The organism is Nocardia aurea, from assembly GCF_003123685.1.
Taxonomy (GTDB): domain Bacteria; phylum Actinomycetota; class Actinomycetes; order Mycobacteriales; family Mycobacteriaceae; genus Nocardia; species Nocardia aurea.
This window is the reverse complement of sequence record NZ_QCYJ01000020.1, coordinates 1-13,638: the sequence shown is the minus strand read 5'-3', so window position 1 is coordinate 13,638 and position 13,638 is coordinate 1. Positions and strand designations below refer to the sequence as shown.

General features: G+C 67.9%; 12 protein-coding genes. 9 read left to right on the top strand and 3 right to left on the bottom strand.

Annotation, left to right across the window (positions count from 1 at the left end; all coding sequences use genetic code 11):
• A complete protein-coding gene (locus tag DAT37_RS05120; RefSeq protein ID WP_109523531.1) occupies nt 1-732 on the top strand; it encodes a TetR/AcrR family transcriptional regulator in 732 nt (243 codons plus the stop codon).
• Between the two features lie 252 nt (nt 733-984).
• The gene (locus DAT37_RS05115) at nt 985-1,746 is read left to right on the top strand and encodes an SDR family oxidoreductase (RefSeq protein WP_109523948.1); all 762 of its coding nucleotides are present in this window, start codon (nt 985-987) and stop codon (nt 1,744-1,746) included.
• 2 nt (nt 1,747-1,748) lie between these two features.
• Here the strand turns inward: DAT37_RS05115 and DAT37_RS05110 are convergent, their stop codons facing one another.
• Nucleotides 1,749-3,665 (bottom strand): TerD family protein, encoded by a 1,917-nt coding sequence (locus DAT37_RS05110; RefSeq protein WP_109523530.1) that lies wholly within the window; start codon nt 3,663-3,665, stop codon nt 1,749-1,751.
• Between the two features lie 183 nt (nt 3,666-3,848).
• On the opposite strand from DAT37_RS05110, the gene DAT37_RS05105 reads away from it, so the two are divergent.
• Complete coding sequence (locus tag DAT37_RS05105; RefSeq protein WP_198654104.1) at nt 3,849-4,340, top strand: hypothetical protein; 492 nt, start codon at nt 3,849-3,851, stop codon at nt 4,338-4,340.
• Here DAT37_RS05105 and pabB read toward each other — a convergent pair.
• Complete coding sequence (gene pabB, locus DAT37_RS05100; RefSeq protein ID WP_109523946.1) at nt 4,270-6,570, bottom strand: aminodeoxychorismate synthase component I; 2,301 nt, start codon at nt 6,568-6,570, stop codon at nt 4,270-4,272. The genes DAT37_RS05105 and pabB overlap by 71 nt on opposite strands.
• Nucleotides 6,571-6,659: 89 nt before the next feature.
• Between pabB and DAT37_RS05095 the strand changes: the two genes are divergently transcribed.
• The 3 genes from DAT37_RS05095 (at nt 6,660) to DAT37_RS05085 (ending at nt 9,644) form a co-directional block, all read left to right on the top strand.
• On the top strand, nt 6,660-7,715 hold the full coding sequence (locus DAT37_RS05095) for a phosphotransferase family protein (protein WP_109523529.1): 1,056 nt from the start codon (nt 6,660-6,662) through the stop codon (nt 7,713-7,715).
• Nucleotides 7,716-7,787: 72 nt separating this feature from the next.
• A complete protein-coding gene (locus DAT37_RS05090; protein WP_109523528.1) occupies nt 7,788-8,372 on the top strand; it encodes a DinB family protein in 585 nt (194 codons plus the stop codon).
• Nucleotides 8,373-8,513: 141 nt separating this feature from the next.
• Nucleotides 8,514-9,644, top strand: coding sequence for an NDMA-dependent alcohol dehydrogenase (locus DAT37_RS05085; RefSeq protein ID WP_109523527.1), 1,131 nt, complete (start codon nt 8,514-8,516; stop codon nt 9,642-9,644).
• A gap of 135 nt (nt 9,645-9,779) precedes the next feature.
• Here the strand turns inward: DAT37_RS05085 and DAT37_RS05080 are convergent, their stop codons facing one another.
• Nucleotides 9,780-10,973 (bottom strand): serine hydrolase domain-containing protein, encoded by a 1,194-nt coding sequence (locus DAT37_RS05080; protein ID WP_109523945.1) that lies wholly within the window; start codon nt 10,971-10,973, stop codon nt 9,780-9,782.
• Nucleotides 10,974-11,140: 167 nt separating this feature from the next.
• On the opposite strand from DAT37_RS05080, the gene DAT37_RS05075 reads away from it, so the two are divergent.
• From DAT37_RS05075 to DAT37_RS05065, 3 genes are all read left to right on the top strand, one after another.
• The gene (locus DAT37_RS05075; RefSeq protein ID WP_109523526.1) at nt 11,141-11,971 is read left to right on the top strand and encodes a serine hydrolase domain-containing protein; all 831 of its coding nucleotides are present in this window, start codon (nt 11,141-11,143) and stop codon (nt 11,969-11,971) included.
• 97 nt (nt 11,972-12,068) lie between these two features.
• Nucleotides 12,069-12,605, top strand: coding sequence for a DUF3145 domain-containing protein (locus DAT37_RS05070; protein WP_109523525.1), 537 nt, complete (start codon nt 12,069-12,071; stop codon nt 12,603-12,605).
• Nucleotides 12,606-12,857: 252 nt separating this feature from the next.
• Nucleotides 12,858-13,547 (top strand): esterase/lipase family protein, encoded by a 690-nt coding sequence (locus tag DAT37_RS05065; RefSeq protein WP_198654103.1) that lies wholly within the window; start codon nt 12,858-12,860, stop codon nt 13,545-13,547.
• Nucleotides 13,548-13,638 lie beyond the last annotated feature (91 nt).

Below are 13,638 nucleotides of genomic sequence, written 5' to 3'. Positions count from 1 at the left end.
GTGGGACAGACACAACCCAAACCGCGAGGCCGCGCGCCGGTCGTCACCGACGCCGATATCCGTCGGGTGGCCCGCGCGCTACTCGTCGAGCACGGCCCCGACGCGCTGAGCCTGCGTGCCATCGCGCGCGATCTCGGAATTACCGCGCCCGCGCTGTATCGGTATTACAAGAGCCGCGACGACCTGCTGGAAAGTCTGCGACTCGAGTTCTGTGCCGATCTCGCCGACGAGTTGACCGCCGAGATCGCCACCCTGCCCGACGACGGCGCGGTCCAGTTCTTCGCCATCTGCCGGGGTTTCCGGCGCTGGGCGCTGGCCCATACCTCGGAATACACCCTGGTATTCGCCTCGCCCGGCACCGGGCGGACGGCACTGATGCGGCGTTTCGACGAGCCGTTCGGCCGGGTGTTCCTGGCCGCGGCGGGCCGGCTGCTCGCGACCTACGACATCGTGACGCCGCCGACCGACGTCATCCCGGGGGAACTGCGCGAGGATCTCGTCCTGTTCCAGACCGAACTGTTGGGGGCCTTGTCCGAAGCCGGGCAGAAATTTCCCGCCGAGAAACTGGATCTGGGCGTCACCTACCTGATGATCCAGATCTGGGCGCGCCTGTACGGGCACGTGACCCTCGAGGTATTCGGCAACTATCCGATCCCGCTGTCGAATCCGGAATTCCTGTTCGACGCGATGCTCGCCGATCTGGGGCGCACGGCGGGGCTGGTCTCGGGCTGAGCCCGAACCCGGCCGACGGTTGCCGCGGCCGACCGGGCGCGGCAGGTGCGTGGCCGCGGCCGACAGAAACCCGTGACGTCGCGGATTGCCGCCCGCATATCCGCGTGGCGACCGCAACCCGTGATATCGATGGTGGATTGTCTCCCGAATGTCCGCGTGCCGACCGAAACCTATGACGTCGATGGCGGATTGTTCCCCCAATGTCCGCGTGCCGACCTCGTCCGTGGTCGCGGCCTGCGGTAAGTGTGGGTGATGAGCACTGTCCTGGTCACCGGCGGCACCGGAGCTCTCGGTAGGCATATCGTCGACAATCTTCGGGCACGCGGCCACGAGGTGCGGGTGCTGTCGCGTCGCGCGGGCGCCGGAACGCACGTCGGCGATCTGAGCACCGGTGCGGGCCTTGCCGAGGCCGTGGCCGGTGCCGAGGTGATCGTGCACGCGGCCACCGATTCCCGCAGCCTGCGCAGTCCCGATCCGCGGCAGACCGAACAACTGCTGGGGGTCGCTGGGCAGGCGCGGCACCTGCTCTACACGTCGATAGTCGGGATCGATGACATTCCCTTCCCGTACTACCGCAGCAAACTGGCCTGCGAGAAGTTGATCGTCGACAGCGGTGTGCCGCACACGATCCTGCGGGCGACGCAATTCCACGAACTGCTCGCCGCCGCGCTGAGCTTGGCCGCGAAACTGCCTATCGCCCCGCTACCCCTGGATTTCCGATTCCAACCCGTCGCCACTCCCGAGGTGGCGGCCCGGGTCGCGGAACTCGCCGACGGCGAACCGGTGGGCAGGGCCGCCGATTTCGGCGGCCCGGAGGTGCTCACGCTCGAGGAGGCGGTCCGGGTATGGCGCGCCGCCCACGGTGTCCCGCGACGTACCGTCCGGCTGCCCCTGCCGGGCCGAGTCGCGAGCGCGTTCCGTCGCGGGGTGAACACCTGCCCGGACCATCGTGACGGCACCGTGACCTTCGCGCGGTACGTCGCCGCGAACGAGGGGAATCCGTACGCGCGCTGACCTCAGATCCGCGCGCCCTTGGTGCGGTTGCACGACCGGCACAAGATCTGCAGATTCGACGCGCTGGTCGCTCCGCCCCGGCTGAGCGGGATGATGTGGTCGAACTCCAGGTAGTGCCCGCTGCCGCATTCCACGCATTTGCCGCCGTCGCGCTGCCAGACCTCGGCTTTCACCTCCTGCGGGATACTGCGCGAATCGCGTTGGCCCGGGGTCAGGACCAGGCGTTTCGCCACCCGCAGCGCACCCTCCAGGGCGGCGGCCACGTAGTCGGGGTCGGCGACGTCGAAGATCGCGCCGCCGCGCGCCGAGGTCGCCGCGATGATCACCGAGTCATGTTCGACATGCACCGAAACCACCCGGTTCCACGGCATTTCGGTGCCCGCGCCCGCGCCGACGAACCGGAGTTTCTTATTGCTCGCGATCAGTCGTCCGGTGGTGACCTTCGGGCCGCGAGCCAGGTGGCGCACGTGGGTGGCGGGCAGGTCGAGATGCACCCGTTCCTCCGGGTCCAGGTGCAGTCCGGGCGTGCGCACCACCGGCAGTTCTCCTTCGCGCAATCGCGACAGCGCCCGCCCGCGGTGCATCCGCCTGCGCAGATCCTCGATCAGCGGACCGGTCAACCTCAACTCGTCGACGGCGGCTTCGAAGGCGTCCAATTCCGGCTGGGCGATCTCCCCGTCGGCGAAGGCGAAGGTCGCCAGTCGCTCGACATAGCCGAGACCGGGGTCCCGCAGCATCGTCCGGCCGATGTTCTCGTCGATGCGCTGATACCGCAGCGTCGCCCACAGCTGCGACCATTCGGGGCCGGTAGGGCCGGAGGCGGTGAGCGTCCGCCGTGCCCTCGTGCCCCAGTGGGTCAGGAATTCCTCGATTTCGACGGCGCACCGATCGCACCCGGAGTGTCCACCGAACAGTTTGCGGCGCAACGGGTTTCCGCACCGTGTGCAGTGTCTTGCGTCGACGGGCCGTCTCGGGTGGGTGGCCGTCGACCACTGCGTGCCGTCCCACCAGCGCATGCGCGTCCCGTCCTGGGGATCGCGATGCCAGTCGGCCCGTTCCGGGTCGGGCGGCGGTGGCGGGGGAGCGGGCAGACGCTCGGTGGAGCGGCGGGTGAGATCGACCGCGCGGTGATACGGGTGTGGACGGGTCGCCGCGTGTGTCGGCGGCACCGGACCGCGGTGCGCGTCGCTGGAGACGCGAGGGTCGTCGGTCGTGGCGGGATCGACCCCGGATGCGGCGGAGACCCCGGTCGGGACCCGGTCCGACGAGCCCTCGGGGGACCGGGAGTGCTGGGCGCGCGCGGCGGTCGGCGCGCCGGGCGAGGGCGGGTCGGTCCACCGGGCAGCGGGATAGGAGTCGGTCCGGCCGGGACTGGCGAACGGATTCGACCCGCGTTTCGATCCGGCCTGCCCGTCGCTGTCGTCGACGGTGACACCGAACTCGGTGACCATCCCGGCCAGGCCGGTGGTCCACCCCTGACCGATCGCGCGGAAACGCCATTGCTCGTCGCGACGGTAGAACTCACCGAACATCATCGCGTCGACCGCGTCGGGATCCTCGATGTCGAAACGCGCCACCGGCCCCCGGGCGTCGAACACCGTCACCGCCAGGTCTCCGACCTCCCCGAAGGTCCCGTCGTCGAGGGAACCGCTCACCACGATCCGCGCCACCTCGGATTCGGTACGCGGCAGCGACACGCTCAGCCGTGCCGTGCCGGGCGCCGGTTCCTGATCGATCGTCACCGCCTGGGAGACGTGGCGGGGCGCGTTGAAGAAGACGAGATCGCGATCCGAGCGCACGGTGCCCGATTCCGCCAGCAACAGTGCGTGCGCGTCGACGACATGCTCGGATCGCCATGAAACAACCACGGCTAGAAGAGATGTCGGTACCGGCGCGTTCGCGCCCTTGCTGAGTTTCATCGTGCTCGAATATTGCCACGCCCCTCCGACACGCCCGACGGCTCGGCCGCCGTCGCCGCCGCGACCCCCGTGCGGGCCGAGCGACCGGCACCCGTGCCCCGCGGTGAAACCGCAGGCAGATCCGTGCGCGACACACAGCGCACGGTCCGGAAGTTCCCGCCGAACTCGGGCACAGTGTTGTCCATGACCACGCCGAAAGGGCCGGACGACGAAGGGACCACCGCGAGAGCGCCGGGTGCTCGGATACGCCCCGCCGACCTGCTCGCCGCCGCGACGGCCGCAGTCGAAGCCGCGCAGTCGGCGGCCGGTCAGGCGCTGGAATCCGCGCAGCTCACCGCGGGCCACGCCTTCGACGCGGCGGTGCGTCTACCGCCCGCCTCCGCGCAGTTGGCCGCGCAACTGCCCGGTCTCATCGACAATCTCACGATCGCCGTCGACCGTCTCAACTCCACCATCGACCGCCTCGATCGCACCCTGGCCCTGGCCGATCCCGCGTTCGCCGCCTACGACCGGTTGCTGCCCCGGCTGGAAGCGGTGATCGCGCTCGGCGAGGACGTCTTCGGCGCGCTCGCGCGGCTGCCCGGCGTGTCGATCCTGGGCAGGGTCACCGGGATCGGCGCGAAATCGGGGCAGGCCGAGCCGCCCCCGCCCGCCGCGCCGAAGCGGCGTCGGTGAGTTCGGGTCCTGCCCGCCGTGCGGTGTCGGCGCGATAGGTGGCTGCCGCCTTGAGCAGCATCTCGCGGTACTCCTCGGCGGGATCGGAGTCGAGCACGATGGCTCCGCCCGCCCCGATCCGCCACTGTCCGTCGTGGCGTACCGCCGTGCGGATGACGATATTGAGGTCGGCCGTGCCGCCGAGCCCGAGGAAACCGATGGTGCCCGAATAGACCCCCCTGGCTTCGGTTTCGAGTTCGTCGATGATCTCCATGGTGCGCAGCTTGGGAGCGCCTGTCATCGAGCCGCCGGGGAAGCAGGCGCGCACGCAGTCGATCACGTCGACATCGGGACGCAATGTTCCGCGCACGGTCGAGACCAGTTGGTGCAGTGTCGTATAGGTCTCGGTGGCCATCAGTTCCGGGACGTGCACGCTGCCGATGCGGCAGACCCTGCCGAGGTCGTTGCGCAGCAGGTCGACGATCATCAGGTTCTCGGCGCGGGTCTTGGGACTGTCGGCGAGTTCCCGGCGCAACCGTTCGTCCTCGGCCGGGGTGCTCCCGCGCGGCGCGGTGCCCTTGATCGGTTTGCTCTCCACGGTGCGGGCGCGGTCGACCTTGAGGAAGCGTTCCGGTGAGGAGCACGCGATTTCGAGATCGTCGAAGCGCAGATAGGCCGCGTACGGTGCGGGATTGCAGCGACGAAGGGCACGGTAGAAGTCGAGTCCGTCGGAGTCGTCGGATTCGTCGGCAGGGAAGGTCAGGCTGTCGGTGAGGCAGATCTCGTAGGATTCGCCGACGCGCAATTTGTCCATGCACACCGCGATATCGGCCAGGTACCTGTCACTTCCGCGCGCGAAGAGTCCGGCGACCGCTCCGGTATCGGCGGTGACCTCGATGGTGGTCGGATTCACCCATGTGGGAAGCGATTCCAGCACTTCGCCGGTATCGCGCAGCCAATCCAGCGCCGCCCGCGTGCTCTCGGCCGCCGTGTCGGTGAGGGCGAGCAGGTGGGTGTGTCCGGTGACGTGGTCGACGACGACGAGCCGGTCGGCGAAGATCCACTGCGCGTCCGGGGTGGACGAGCGGTGCGCCGCCGCCGCGCCGCAGTCGGCCTTCACCTCGTAGCCCAGATAGCCGACGTAACCGCAGGCGAAATCGAAGGGAAGGTCGGGGATATCGGCGCAGCGCCAGCGCAATTCGGTGGCGAGGTATTCCAGGACGTCGCCCGCGAAGACCCGTCGGCCGCCCCCGGAAGTCTCCACGATCACCTCGGCGGTCTCGACCCGGTAGCGGACCACCTCGGCGAGCGGTCCGCTCGCGTCGCCGAGGAAGGAGAAGCGGTCGAGTCCCGGCTCGACGTGTTCGCTGTCGAGCCAGAACGCCGTGGCGGAATCACCGTAGAGCCGGACGAAGGCGGCCTCGGTATCGATCGCCCGCTCGATCACCCGGTGCCGCAGCTGCCAGGGGCGGCCCAGTTCGCCCACCCGGACCGTGGTGTCGTCGAGTCGTTCCGGTCGCGCGCCACCGGTTCCGGCGCCGTCGCGGACGAATCGGGCCGCGTCGGGTACCGCGCGCCCGGACCGGCTCGCCGGTCCGGATCGCGCCACGGCCTCGACCAGGCGTTCGGACTCCCGGGCCGTCACCCGGGCCGAGCGCAGATCACCGTGATGGCGTGCGGTGAGTTCGGCGAAGTTGCGCAGCAGGGCCGCCCCGTATTCGCCCGCGATGGATTCCGGATGGAACTGCACGCCCCATTGCGGACGTGCGCGGTGCCGCACGCCCATGACGACGCCGTCGGCGGTCGCCGCGGTGACCTCCAGGGCGTCGGGCAGCGGCCGCCTGGCGCACAGCGAGTGGTAGCGCACGGCGGTGAAATCCTGGGGGAGTCCGGCGAAGAGGTCGCGTCCGTTGTGTGAGATCCGGTCCAGGTATCCGTGCCGGGCGGCGGCTGCGAGATCGACGATGCCGCCCGCGCCGATGACGATGCCCTGGTGGCCGAGGCAGACGCCGAGCAACGGCAGGTCCGCCTCGGCGATCAGAGCCGCGGAGATGCCGATATCGCGCGCGATGTCGGGGCGGCCGGGCCCGGGGGAGATGACGATGTTGTCGTGAGCGGCCAGGTCCAGCCGGGCGATATCGCGAACCTCGTCGTTGCGCACGACCGTCGGCTCGATCCCGTTCACCTCGCTGATCAGCTGGAACAGGTTATAGGTGAACGAGTCGTAGTTGTCGATGAGCAACGTGCGCATGGTGTGCAAAACCCTACGCCTGACCGGTCATGGGCAACTGTTGTCGGATGCCTTCAGTTTAGGTGGAGGTGTCGTGCACAATAAGGGACATGTCTGTTGCGCAGCCGGTGGAAGTGGATCGCGAGGTCGTCGACTTCTCGCTCGTCGGGAAGTGGATGGATGAGCAGGAGTTGCCCGCCGGTGATTTCGAGGGGGTGACCTCGCTGGGCGGCGGCACCCAGAACATCATGCTCCGGTTCGACCGCGGCGGTCGCTCGTATGTACTGCGTCGCGGACCCCGACATCTGCGGGCCAAGAGCAACGATGTCATCCGCAGGGAATCGGTGCTGTTGCGCGCGCTGGACGGCACCGAGGTCCGCGCGCCCAGGGTGATCGCCGCGTGCGCCGACGAATCGGTGATCGGCGCGGTCTTCTATCTGATGGAGCCGATCGTCGGCTTCAACCCGCAGAACGAACTGCCCGAACTGCACGCGGGCGATCCGGAGATCAGGCGGCAGATGGGGCTGTCGGCGGTGGAGGCCATCGCACGGCTCGGCGCCATCGACTATCGGGCGATCGGTCTGTCGGACTACGGAAAGCCCGACGGGTTCCTGGAGCGGCAGGTGCCGCGCTGGCTGGGCGAACTCGAATCCTATTCGGCCAACGCGGGCTATCCCGGCCCGGAGATCCCCGGCGTGACGCAGGTGGGCGAGTGGCTCGAGCGCAACCGGCCCGCGCGGTGGACGCCGGGAATCCTGCACGGCGACTGCCATCTGGCCAACATCATGTTCACCTACGACGGCCCCGAGGTCGCCGCGCTGGTCGACTGGGAGATGTCGACCATCGGCGACCCGCTGCTCGATCTCGGTTGGCAGCTCGCCACCCGGCCGGTGCCGGGAACTACGGGTTCGGCGCTGGTCGGCAGACTCGGCGCGGCGGGCGGACTGCCGACGCCGGAGGAGATGATCGAGCACTACGGCCGGTTCTCCGATCGGGACCTGAGCGCGGTCCCCTGGTACACGGTGCTGGCGTGCTTCAAACTCGGCATCGTGCTCGAGGGGACGCACGCGCGTGCCTTCGCGGGCAAGGCGCCCAAGCAGGTCGGCGACTTCCTGCACGCGGTCACGTTGGAACTGTTCGAGAAGGCGCGCGAGCTCATGGAATGAGCGTCCGGATCTCGGCGCTGGTTGGCTGAATATCTGTGGCCGAATAGATACAGTCAAACCTAGCATTGGTTCATGCCGATCGTTCCCGATGTCAAGAACTGGACCTGGGTGCTCGACGAGACCTGTCCCGAATGTGGATTCGCGGCGGCCGACACCGCCTTCGGCGCGGTGCCGCCGCTCGCTCGCGAGTACGCGGGACGGCTGGCGGCGACGCTGACCCGCCCCGAAGCGGCACTGCGGCCGACCGATTCGGTGTGGTCGCCGCTGGAGTACGCCGCGCACGTGCGCGATGTGTGCCGGATCTTCGCCTACCGCACGGCGATCGCCGCCCGCGCGGTCGCGTCCGATCCGCGCGTGCCCGCGTTCGACGCGCGCGGGGTGAGTGCCGCGGAGGCCGCCGACGGTGTTCCGGTGTTCTCGGATTGGGATCAGGACGCCACCGCGATCGCTGATCGCTACGGCGAGCAGGATCCGGCGACGGTGGCGCGGGAATTGGTCGACGCGGCCGAGATCGTCGCGCACGCCATCGAATCGGTGCCCCCGGCCGATCGTGGGCGGCATGTGCGACGCGGTGACGGCTCGGCTTTCACGGTCGAATCGCTGGCCCGGTATTTCGTGCACGACGTGATCCATCACGTGCACGACGTGCGGGGCTGAAAGGGCGTTTCTGGAACGTGTTCCCTTCGACCTGAAGGCGTTGTCGCGGAATTTCCGTGTCACTACTAGAACGCGTTCCACTTTTCTCGTACTGTGGGTGCAGTCACATATAAGCACGTGCATTCGAGAGGGTCGACAGGAATGAAGACGAAGGGCGCGATCCTGTGGGGGATCGAAGAGCCGTGGTCGGTGGAGGAGATCGAGGTCGGCGATCCCGTCACGGGCGAGGTGCAGATCCGGATGGAAACCGCCGGTATGTGCCATTCCGATCATCACATCGTCACCGGCGCGACACCGATGCCCGGCTACCCGGTCATGGGCGGCCACGAGGGCGCGGGCGTGATCACCAAACTGGGACCGAACTGCCCGGCCGACCTGCAGGTCGGTGATCACGTGATCCTGTCGTTCATCCCCGCCTGCGGACGCTGTCCGGCGTGCGTGAGCGGCAATATGGCGCTGTGCGACCTCGGCGCGGGTCTGCTGATGGGACAGGCGATCAGCGACGGCACCTACCGGATCCAGGCGCGCGGTCAGAACGTCATCCCGATGTGCCTGCTCGGCACGTTCGCGCCGTATATGACGGTGCACCACACCTCGGTCGTCAAGATCGATCCGACGATCCCGTTCGAGGTCGCCTGCCTCGTCGGCTGCGGCGTGCCGACCGGTTTCGGGTCGTCCACCCATGTCGCGCAGGTGCAGCCGGGTGAGACCGCCGTCATCGTCGGCATCGGCGGCGTCGGCATGAGCGCGTTGCAGGGCGCGGTGCTCGCGGGCGCGTCCAAGGTCGTCGCCATCGACCCGAATCCGTGGAAGCGCGAGCAGGCACAGAAATTCGGCGCCACCCACGCCTACGCCTCCATGGCCGAGGCGATCATGCCGCTGCTCGAGGCCACCGAGGGCCGGATGGCGGAGAACGTCATCCTGACCATGGGCGAGATGCACGGCGAATACATCGAAGAGGGACTGATCCTCACCGGCAAGGCCGGGACGCTGGTCGTCACCTCGATGGGGCGCATGGACGAGAGCGACGTCAAACTCAACAGCTTCCTGCTGTCGATGTTGCAGAAGACGATCAAGGGCTGCATCTTCGGCGGCGGCAACGCCAGGCAGGACGCGCCGCGTCTGCTCGCGCTGTACAAGGCGGGGCAGTTGAATCTCGACGACATGGTCACCCGCAGCTACTCGCTCGAGGAGATCAACCAGGGCTACAAGGACATGCTGGACGGCAAGAACATTCGCGGCATCATCCGTTACACCGAAGCCGACTGGTAGTTCGCGCGGCGAGCCGGGCCGCGATCTCGGCGACGAGATCGCGGGGCACCGGCGGCGTCGCCCGCGCGAGCGTCGGGATCTGTTCCTTGGTCGGTGGATCCCGGCGCTCGCGTGGATGACGCTTTCGTTCCGGGCTCAGATGTGGCAGCGCAGCAGCGCCTCGCGCAGATTGCGACTGCGGACGTCGTCGAGGACCGCCATGCCGAGCCGGTTCATCGAATAGCCGAAGCCGAGTCCCGTCGCAGGATCGGCGAAACCGAAGGAGCCGCCGAGGCCGGTGGTGCCGTAGGCGCGTTTGTCCGAGCCGAATCGGAACGTGCCGCGTGATTTACGGAAACCCAGGTGGTAACGGCTCTTGGTCTTCAGCACCAGGTCGTCGGCGGGAACGTCGTCGGCGGTGTCGGCGGCCGCCAGCCGCTCCAGCAGCGCGTCGTCGACGGGGAGCGCGCCGGTGCTCGCGGCCGCGGCGCCGTAGACCCTGGCCAGGGCACGGGCATTGCCGACACCGTTCGATCCGGGCAGTTCGACCTCGAGGAATTCGCGCCGCGTCGCCCGCGCGGGCGCGCCGCAGCGCGGATTGGTCAGCGCCGCGTGCGAATAGCCGCGTTTGGCGTAGATCTCCGCGCCGATCCGCAGCGGGATATCGCGTTCGTAGCGCAGCAGATCCAGGCCGCGCGCCGCGGCCAGCGTGGCGATGCGCTCCATCGGTTCGGCGGCGGGCAGGCCGATGAAGAAGTCGAGGCCGAGCGGTCCGGCGAAATCCTCGGCGAAGATCCGGCCGAGTGTGCGGTGTCCCGGATCGACGCGCCGTACCAGTTCACCCTGGTACAACCCGAGCGTGATGGCGTGGTAGCCGTGGCGGGTGCCGGGCTTCCACGCGGGTTTCTGTGCGGCCAGAATCGGTGCGAGACCGTCGAGATCGGCGATCTGCGCGAGTCGCACCACCGTGTCGAGACCGGACAGCCCCGCCTGGTGGTCGATCAGTTGCCGAACGGTCACCGCGTCCTTGCCCTGCGCCGCGAACTCGGGCCAGTAGGTCGCGACCGGCTCCTCGTAATCCAGCAGCCCCTTCGATACCGCCGACGCGACGACGAACGCCGCCATCCCCTTGGTCGAGGAGAACACCGGCACGATGGTGTCGCGCTCCCACGGCAGCGTCCGCCGCCGGTCACGGTATCCCGCCCACAGGTCGACGACCGGACGATCACCCGCGTAAACGGCCACGGCCGCGCCGATTTCGCCGTGCTGGGCGAAATTGCGGCGGAAAGCGTCGGCGACGGGGCCGAAACCGGCCGCCACATCACCGTGGATCGTGGGCTGTTCAGTCATGATGAGTCGATGGTACCGGCGGTACCGGGTGTTGGCCTGCCCGGTCCACGCGGACATTCTCCAGCCGAACTCGCGGGAATCTGTTCGTTCCGTGCGCGAATGTCCGCCGGGGCCGTGTGCGCCGCCCGCGACGAAACACCCCCTCGCGCACTGCGTAGGCTCGCAGGGTGCGTTCACTCGAGCAGATCAGGGAATGGCCGGTGCGCCACGCGGCGGCGGGAGTGCTCACCACGTCCGGCGTGACGACCGAAGGTGACATCGACCGCGTCTTCCCCCTCGCCTCGGTGACCAAACCGCTGGTTGCCTACGCGGTGCTGGTCGCGGTCGAAGAGGGCGCGATCGAACTGGACCAGCCCGCCGGACCGCCCGGCGCGACCGTCCGTCACCTGCTCGCGCACACCTCCGGCATCGCCTTCGACACCACCGAAGTCCTCGCCGCGCCCGGCGCCAAACGGATCTACTCCAGCGCGGGCTATGAAGTCCTCGCCGGGTTCCTCACCGAGCAGACCGGCATCGCGTTCGACGAATATCTGCGCGAGGCGGTCTTCGCCCCGCTCGGGATGACGGGTTCGGTGCTTGCGGGTCCGGCCGGTCACGCCTGCCGTTCCACCGTCGCCGACCTCGTCCGGTTCGCGTCGGAATTGCTCTCGCCACGGCTGATCTCCGAGCAGACCCACGCCGAGGCGATATCGGTGCAATTCCCCGGGGTCAACGGCGTGCTGCCCGGTTACGGATCGCAGCGCCCGAACGACTGGGGCCTGGGCTTCGAGATCCGCGACGGCAAGTCACCGCACTGGACCGGTGCGGCGAATTCCCCTCGAACCTATGGCCATTTCGGTCAATCCGGAACATTTCTCTGGGTCGATCCGGTGATTGGGGTGGCGAGTATCGCCCTGGCGGACGAGAATTTCGGCGACTGGGCGCGAACCGCGTGGCCGACCCTCAGTGACGCGATCATCGCCGAGTCGACACACGAAGGCAACACGCTCGCGAAGTAACACGCGTAACATCGGGCACTCCAGTACACTCAGGCAACGCCAGCTGTAGACGGGTTCGTTGGGGAAGACGGTCCTCGTCGAAGCTGGAGGTATCAGGGTGCGCGCATCGAGTCAGTTCGCGGACGTGTCGGCGGGTGTGGTGTGGATCCACTCGTCGCCTGCCGCGCTGTGCCCGCATGTGGAGTGGGCGCTGACCTCGGCCCTCGGGTCCCCCGCGAAGTTGCGGTGGACCACTCAGCCGGCCGACGGCCAACTGCGCGCAACCAGCGATTGGATCGGCCCCGTCGGGACCGCCGCGCGCATTGCTCAATCCTTGCGGTCGTGGCCGGTGCTGCGTTTCGAGGTCACCGAAGATCCGAGCGACGGGATCGACGGCGAGCGCTACAGTTTCGTCCCCGCCCTCGGTCTCTGGCACGGTTCCACCTCGGCGTGCGGTGACGTCACGCTCGGTGAGATGCGGTTGCGCGCCATGCTCCAGGCATCACGCGAACTCGGAAAGTACACCACCTACGATCTGGCCGCCGAAATCGATCGCGCCCTCGGCACCCCGTGGGACGAAGACCTCGAGCTATACCGTTCCGGCGTGGATCCGATCGGCGCCGAGGTGACCTGGTTGCGTCGCGACGTCGGCTGAGTTCCCGCAGTACCGGCTCGATACAGCCGTCGTCGACTGCGGTGCGATCGGGTCCGCTGCCCTCGATGTAGCCCGCTGATCGCGGCCGGTTAGCGGCCAGATGTGTTCTGTCTCAACGCTATCGATACGTTGATTATCGCAGTTCGAAAAGTTGAACAATCGGACGGCGGAAGGCATATGAGACACAAGGCGGTGTTTGTTACCGTGGCTCTGCGTCCGTCCCAGACGGCGGACGGACAAGGAGACCCGAGCATGCCAATTCGATCAACGATGCGCCGAATCGGCATCATCGCAATCACTTTCGTCGCGACGGCCGCGGCTGTCCTGATGTTCACGCCACAGCGAGCCGCCGCCGCGCCGGCCCGAAATCCGATCCTCTTCGTGCACGGATGGCAGGGATCCGACTCGAATTGGGACTTCATGATCTCCCGCTTCAGAGCCGCGGGATACGGCGCCAACGAATTGCGAGCCTTCAGTTACAATACCGCGCAATCGAACAGGCTGACCGCCGAGGAGGTCAAAGCCGAGGCCGACGCGCTGCGAGCCTCCACCGGCGCGGAGAAGATCGACATCATCAGCCACTCGATGGGCGGCCTGAACACTCGCTGGTACCTGAAATTCCTCGACGGCGCCCGCTATGTCGACGACTGGGTCTCCATCGGCGGGCCCAACCACGGCACCACCGTCGCCCTCGGCTGCTACGACGACGGCTGCGAGGACATGCGCCCCGGTTCGAATATGCTCCAGCAGTTGAACAACGGCGACGAGACCCCCGGTGACGTGAAGTACGGCACCTGGTGGTCGCCCTGCGACGAGATCATCACGCCGAACAACAGCGTCCTTCTCGACGGCGCGACCAACACCATCACCGGCTGCATCGGCCACGTCTCACTGCTCGGCGCGGTCGGGGTGATCAGCCAGATCCGAGACTTCGTCGCCTAGGTCGTGTTTTGAAAGTCGGTCAGCGTAGCCACTGGTTGATGGCCGCGATGTGGATCGTGGCGAGGTAGCGGACGGCGAGTTTGTCGAATCT

Coding starts and splice junctions, on each gene's coding strand:
- DAT37_RS05115 (WP_109523948.1), top strand. CDS start 985: ATGAGCACTGTCCTGGTCACCGGCGGCACCGGAGCTCTCGGTAGGCAT.
- DAT37_RS05110 (WP_109523530.1), bottom strand. CDS start 3,665: ATGAAACTCAGCAAGGGCGCGAACGCGCCGGTACCGACATCTCTTCTA.
- DAT37_RS05105 (WP_198654104.1), top strand. CDS start 3,849: ATGACCACGCCGAAAGGGCCGGACGACGAAGGGACCACCGCGAGAGCG.
- pabB (WP_109523946.1), bottom strand. CDS start 6,570: ATGCGCACGTTGCTCATCGACAACTACGACTCGTTCACCTATAACCTG.
- DAT37_RS05095 (WP_109523529.1), top strand. CDS start 6,660: ATGTCTGTTGCGCAGCCGGTGGAAGTGGATCGCGAGGTCGTCGACTTC.
- DAT37_RS05090 (WP_109523528.1), top strand. CDS start 7,788: ATGCCGATCGTTCCCGATGTCAAGAACTGGACCTGGGTGCTCGACGAG.
- DAT37_RS05085 (WP_109523527.1), top strand. CDS start 8,514: ATGAAGACGAAGGGCGCGATCCTGTGGGGGATCGAAGAGCCGTGGTCG.
- DAT37_RS05080 (WP_109523945.1), bottom strand. CDS start 10,973: ATGACTGAACAGCCCACGATCCACGGTGATGTGGCGGCCGGTTTCGGC.
- DAT37_RS05065 (WP_198654103.1), top strand. CDS start 12,858: ATGCCAATTCGATCAACGATGCGCCGAATCGGCATCATCGCAATCACT.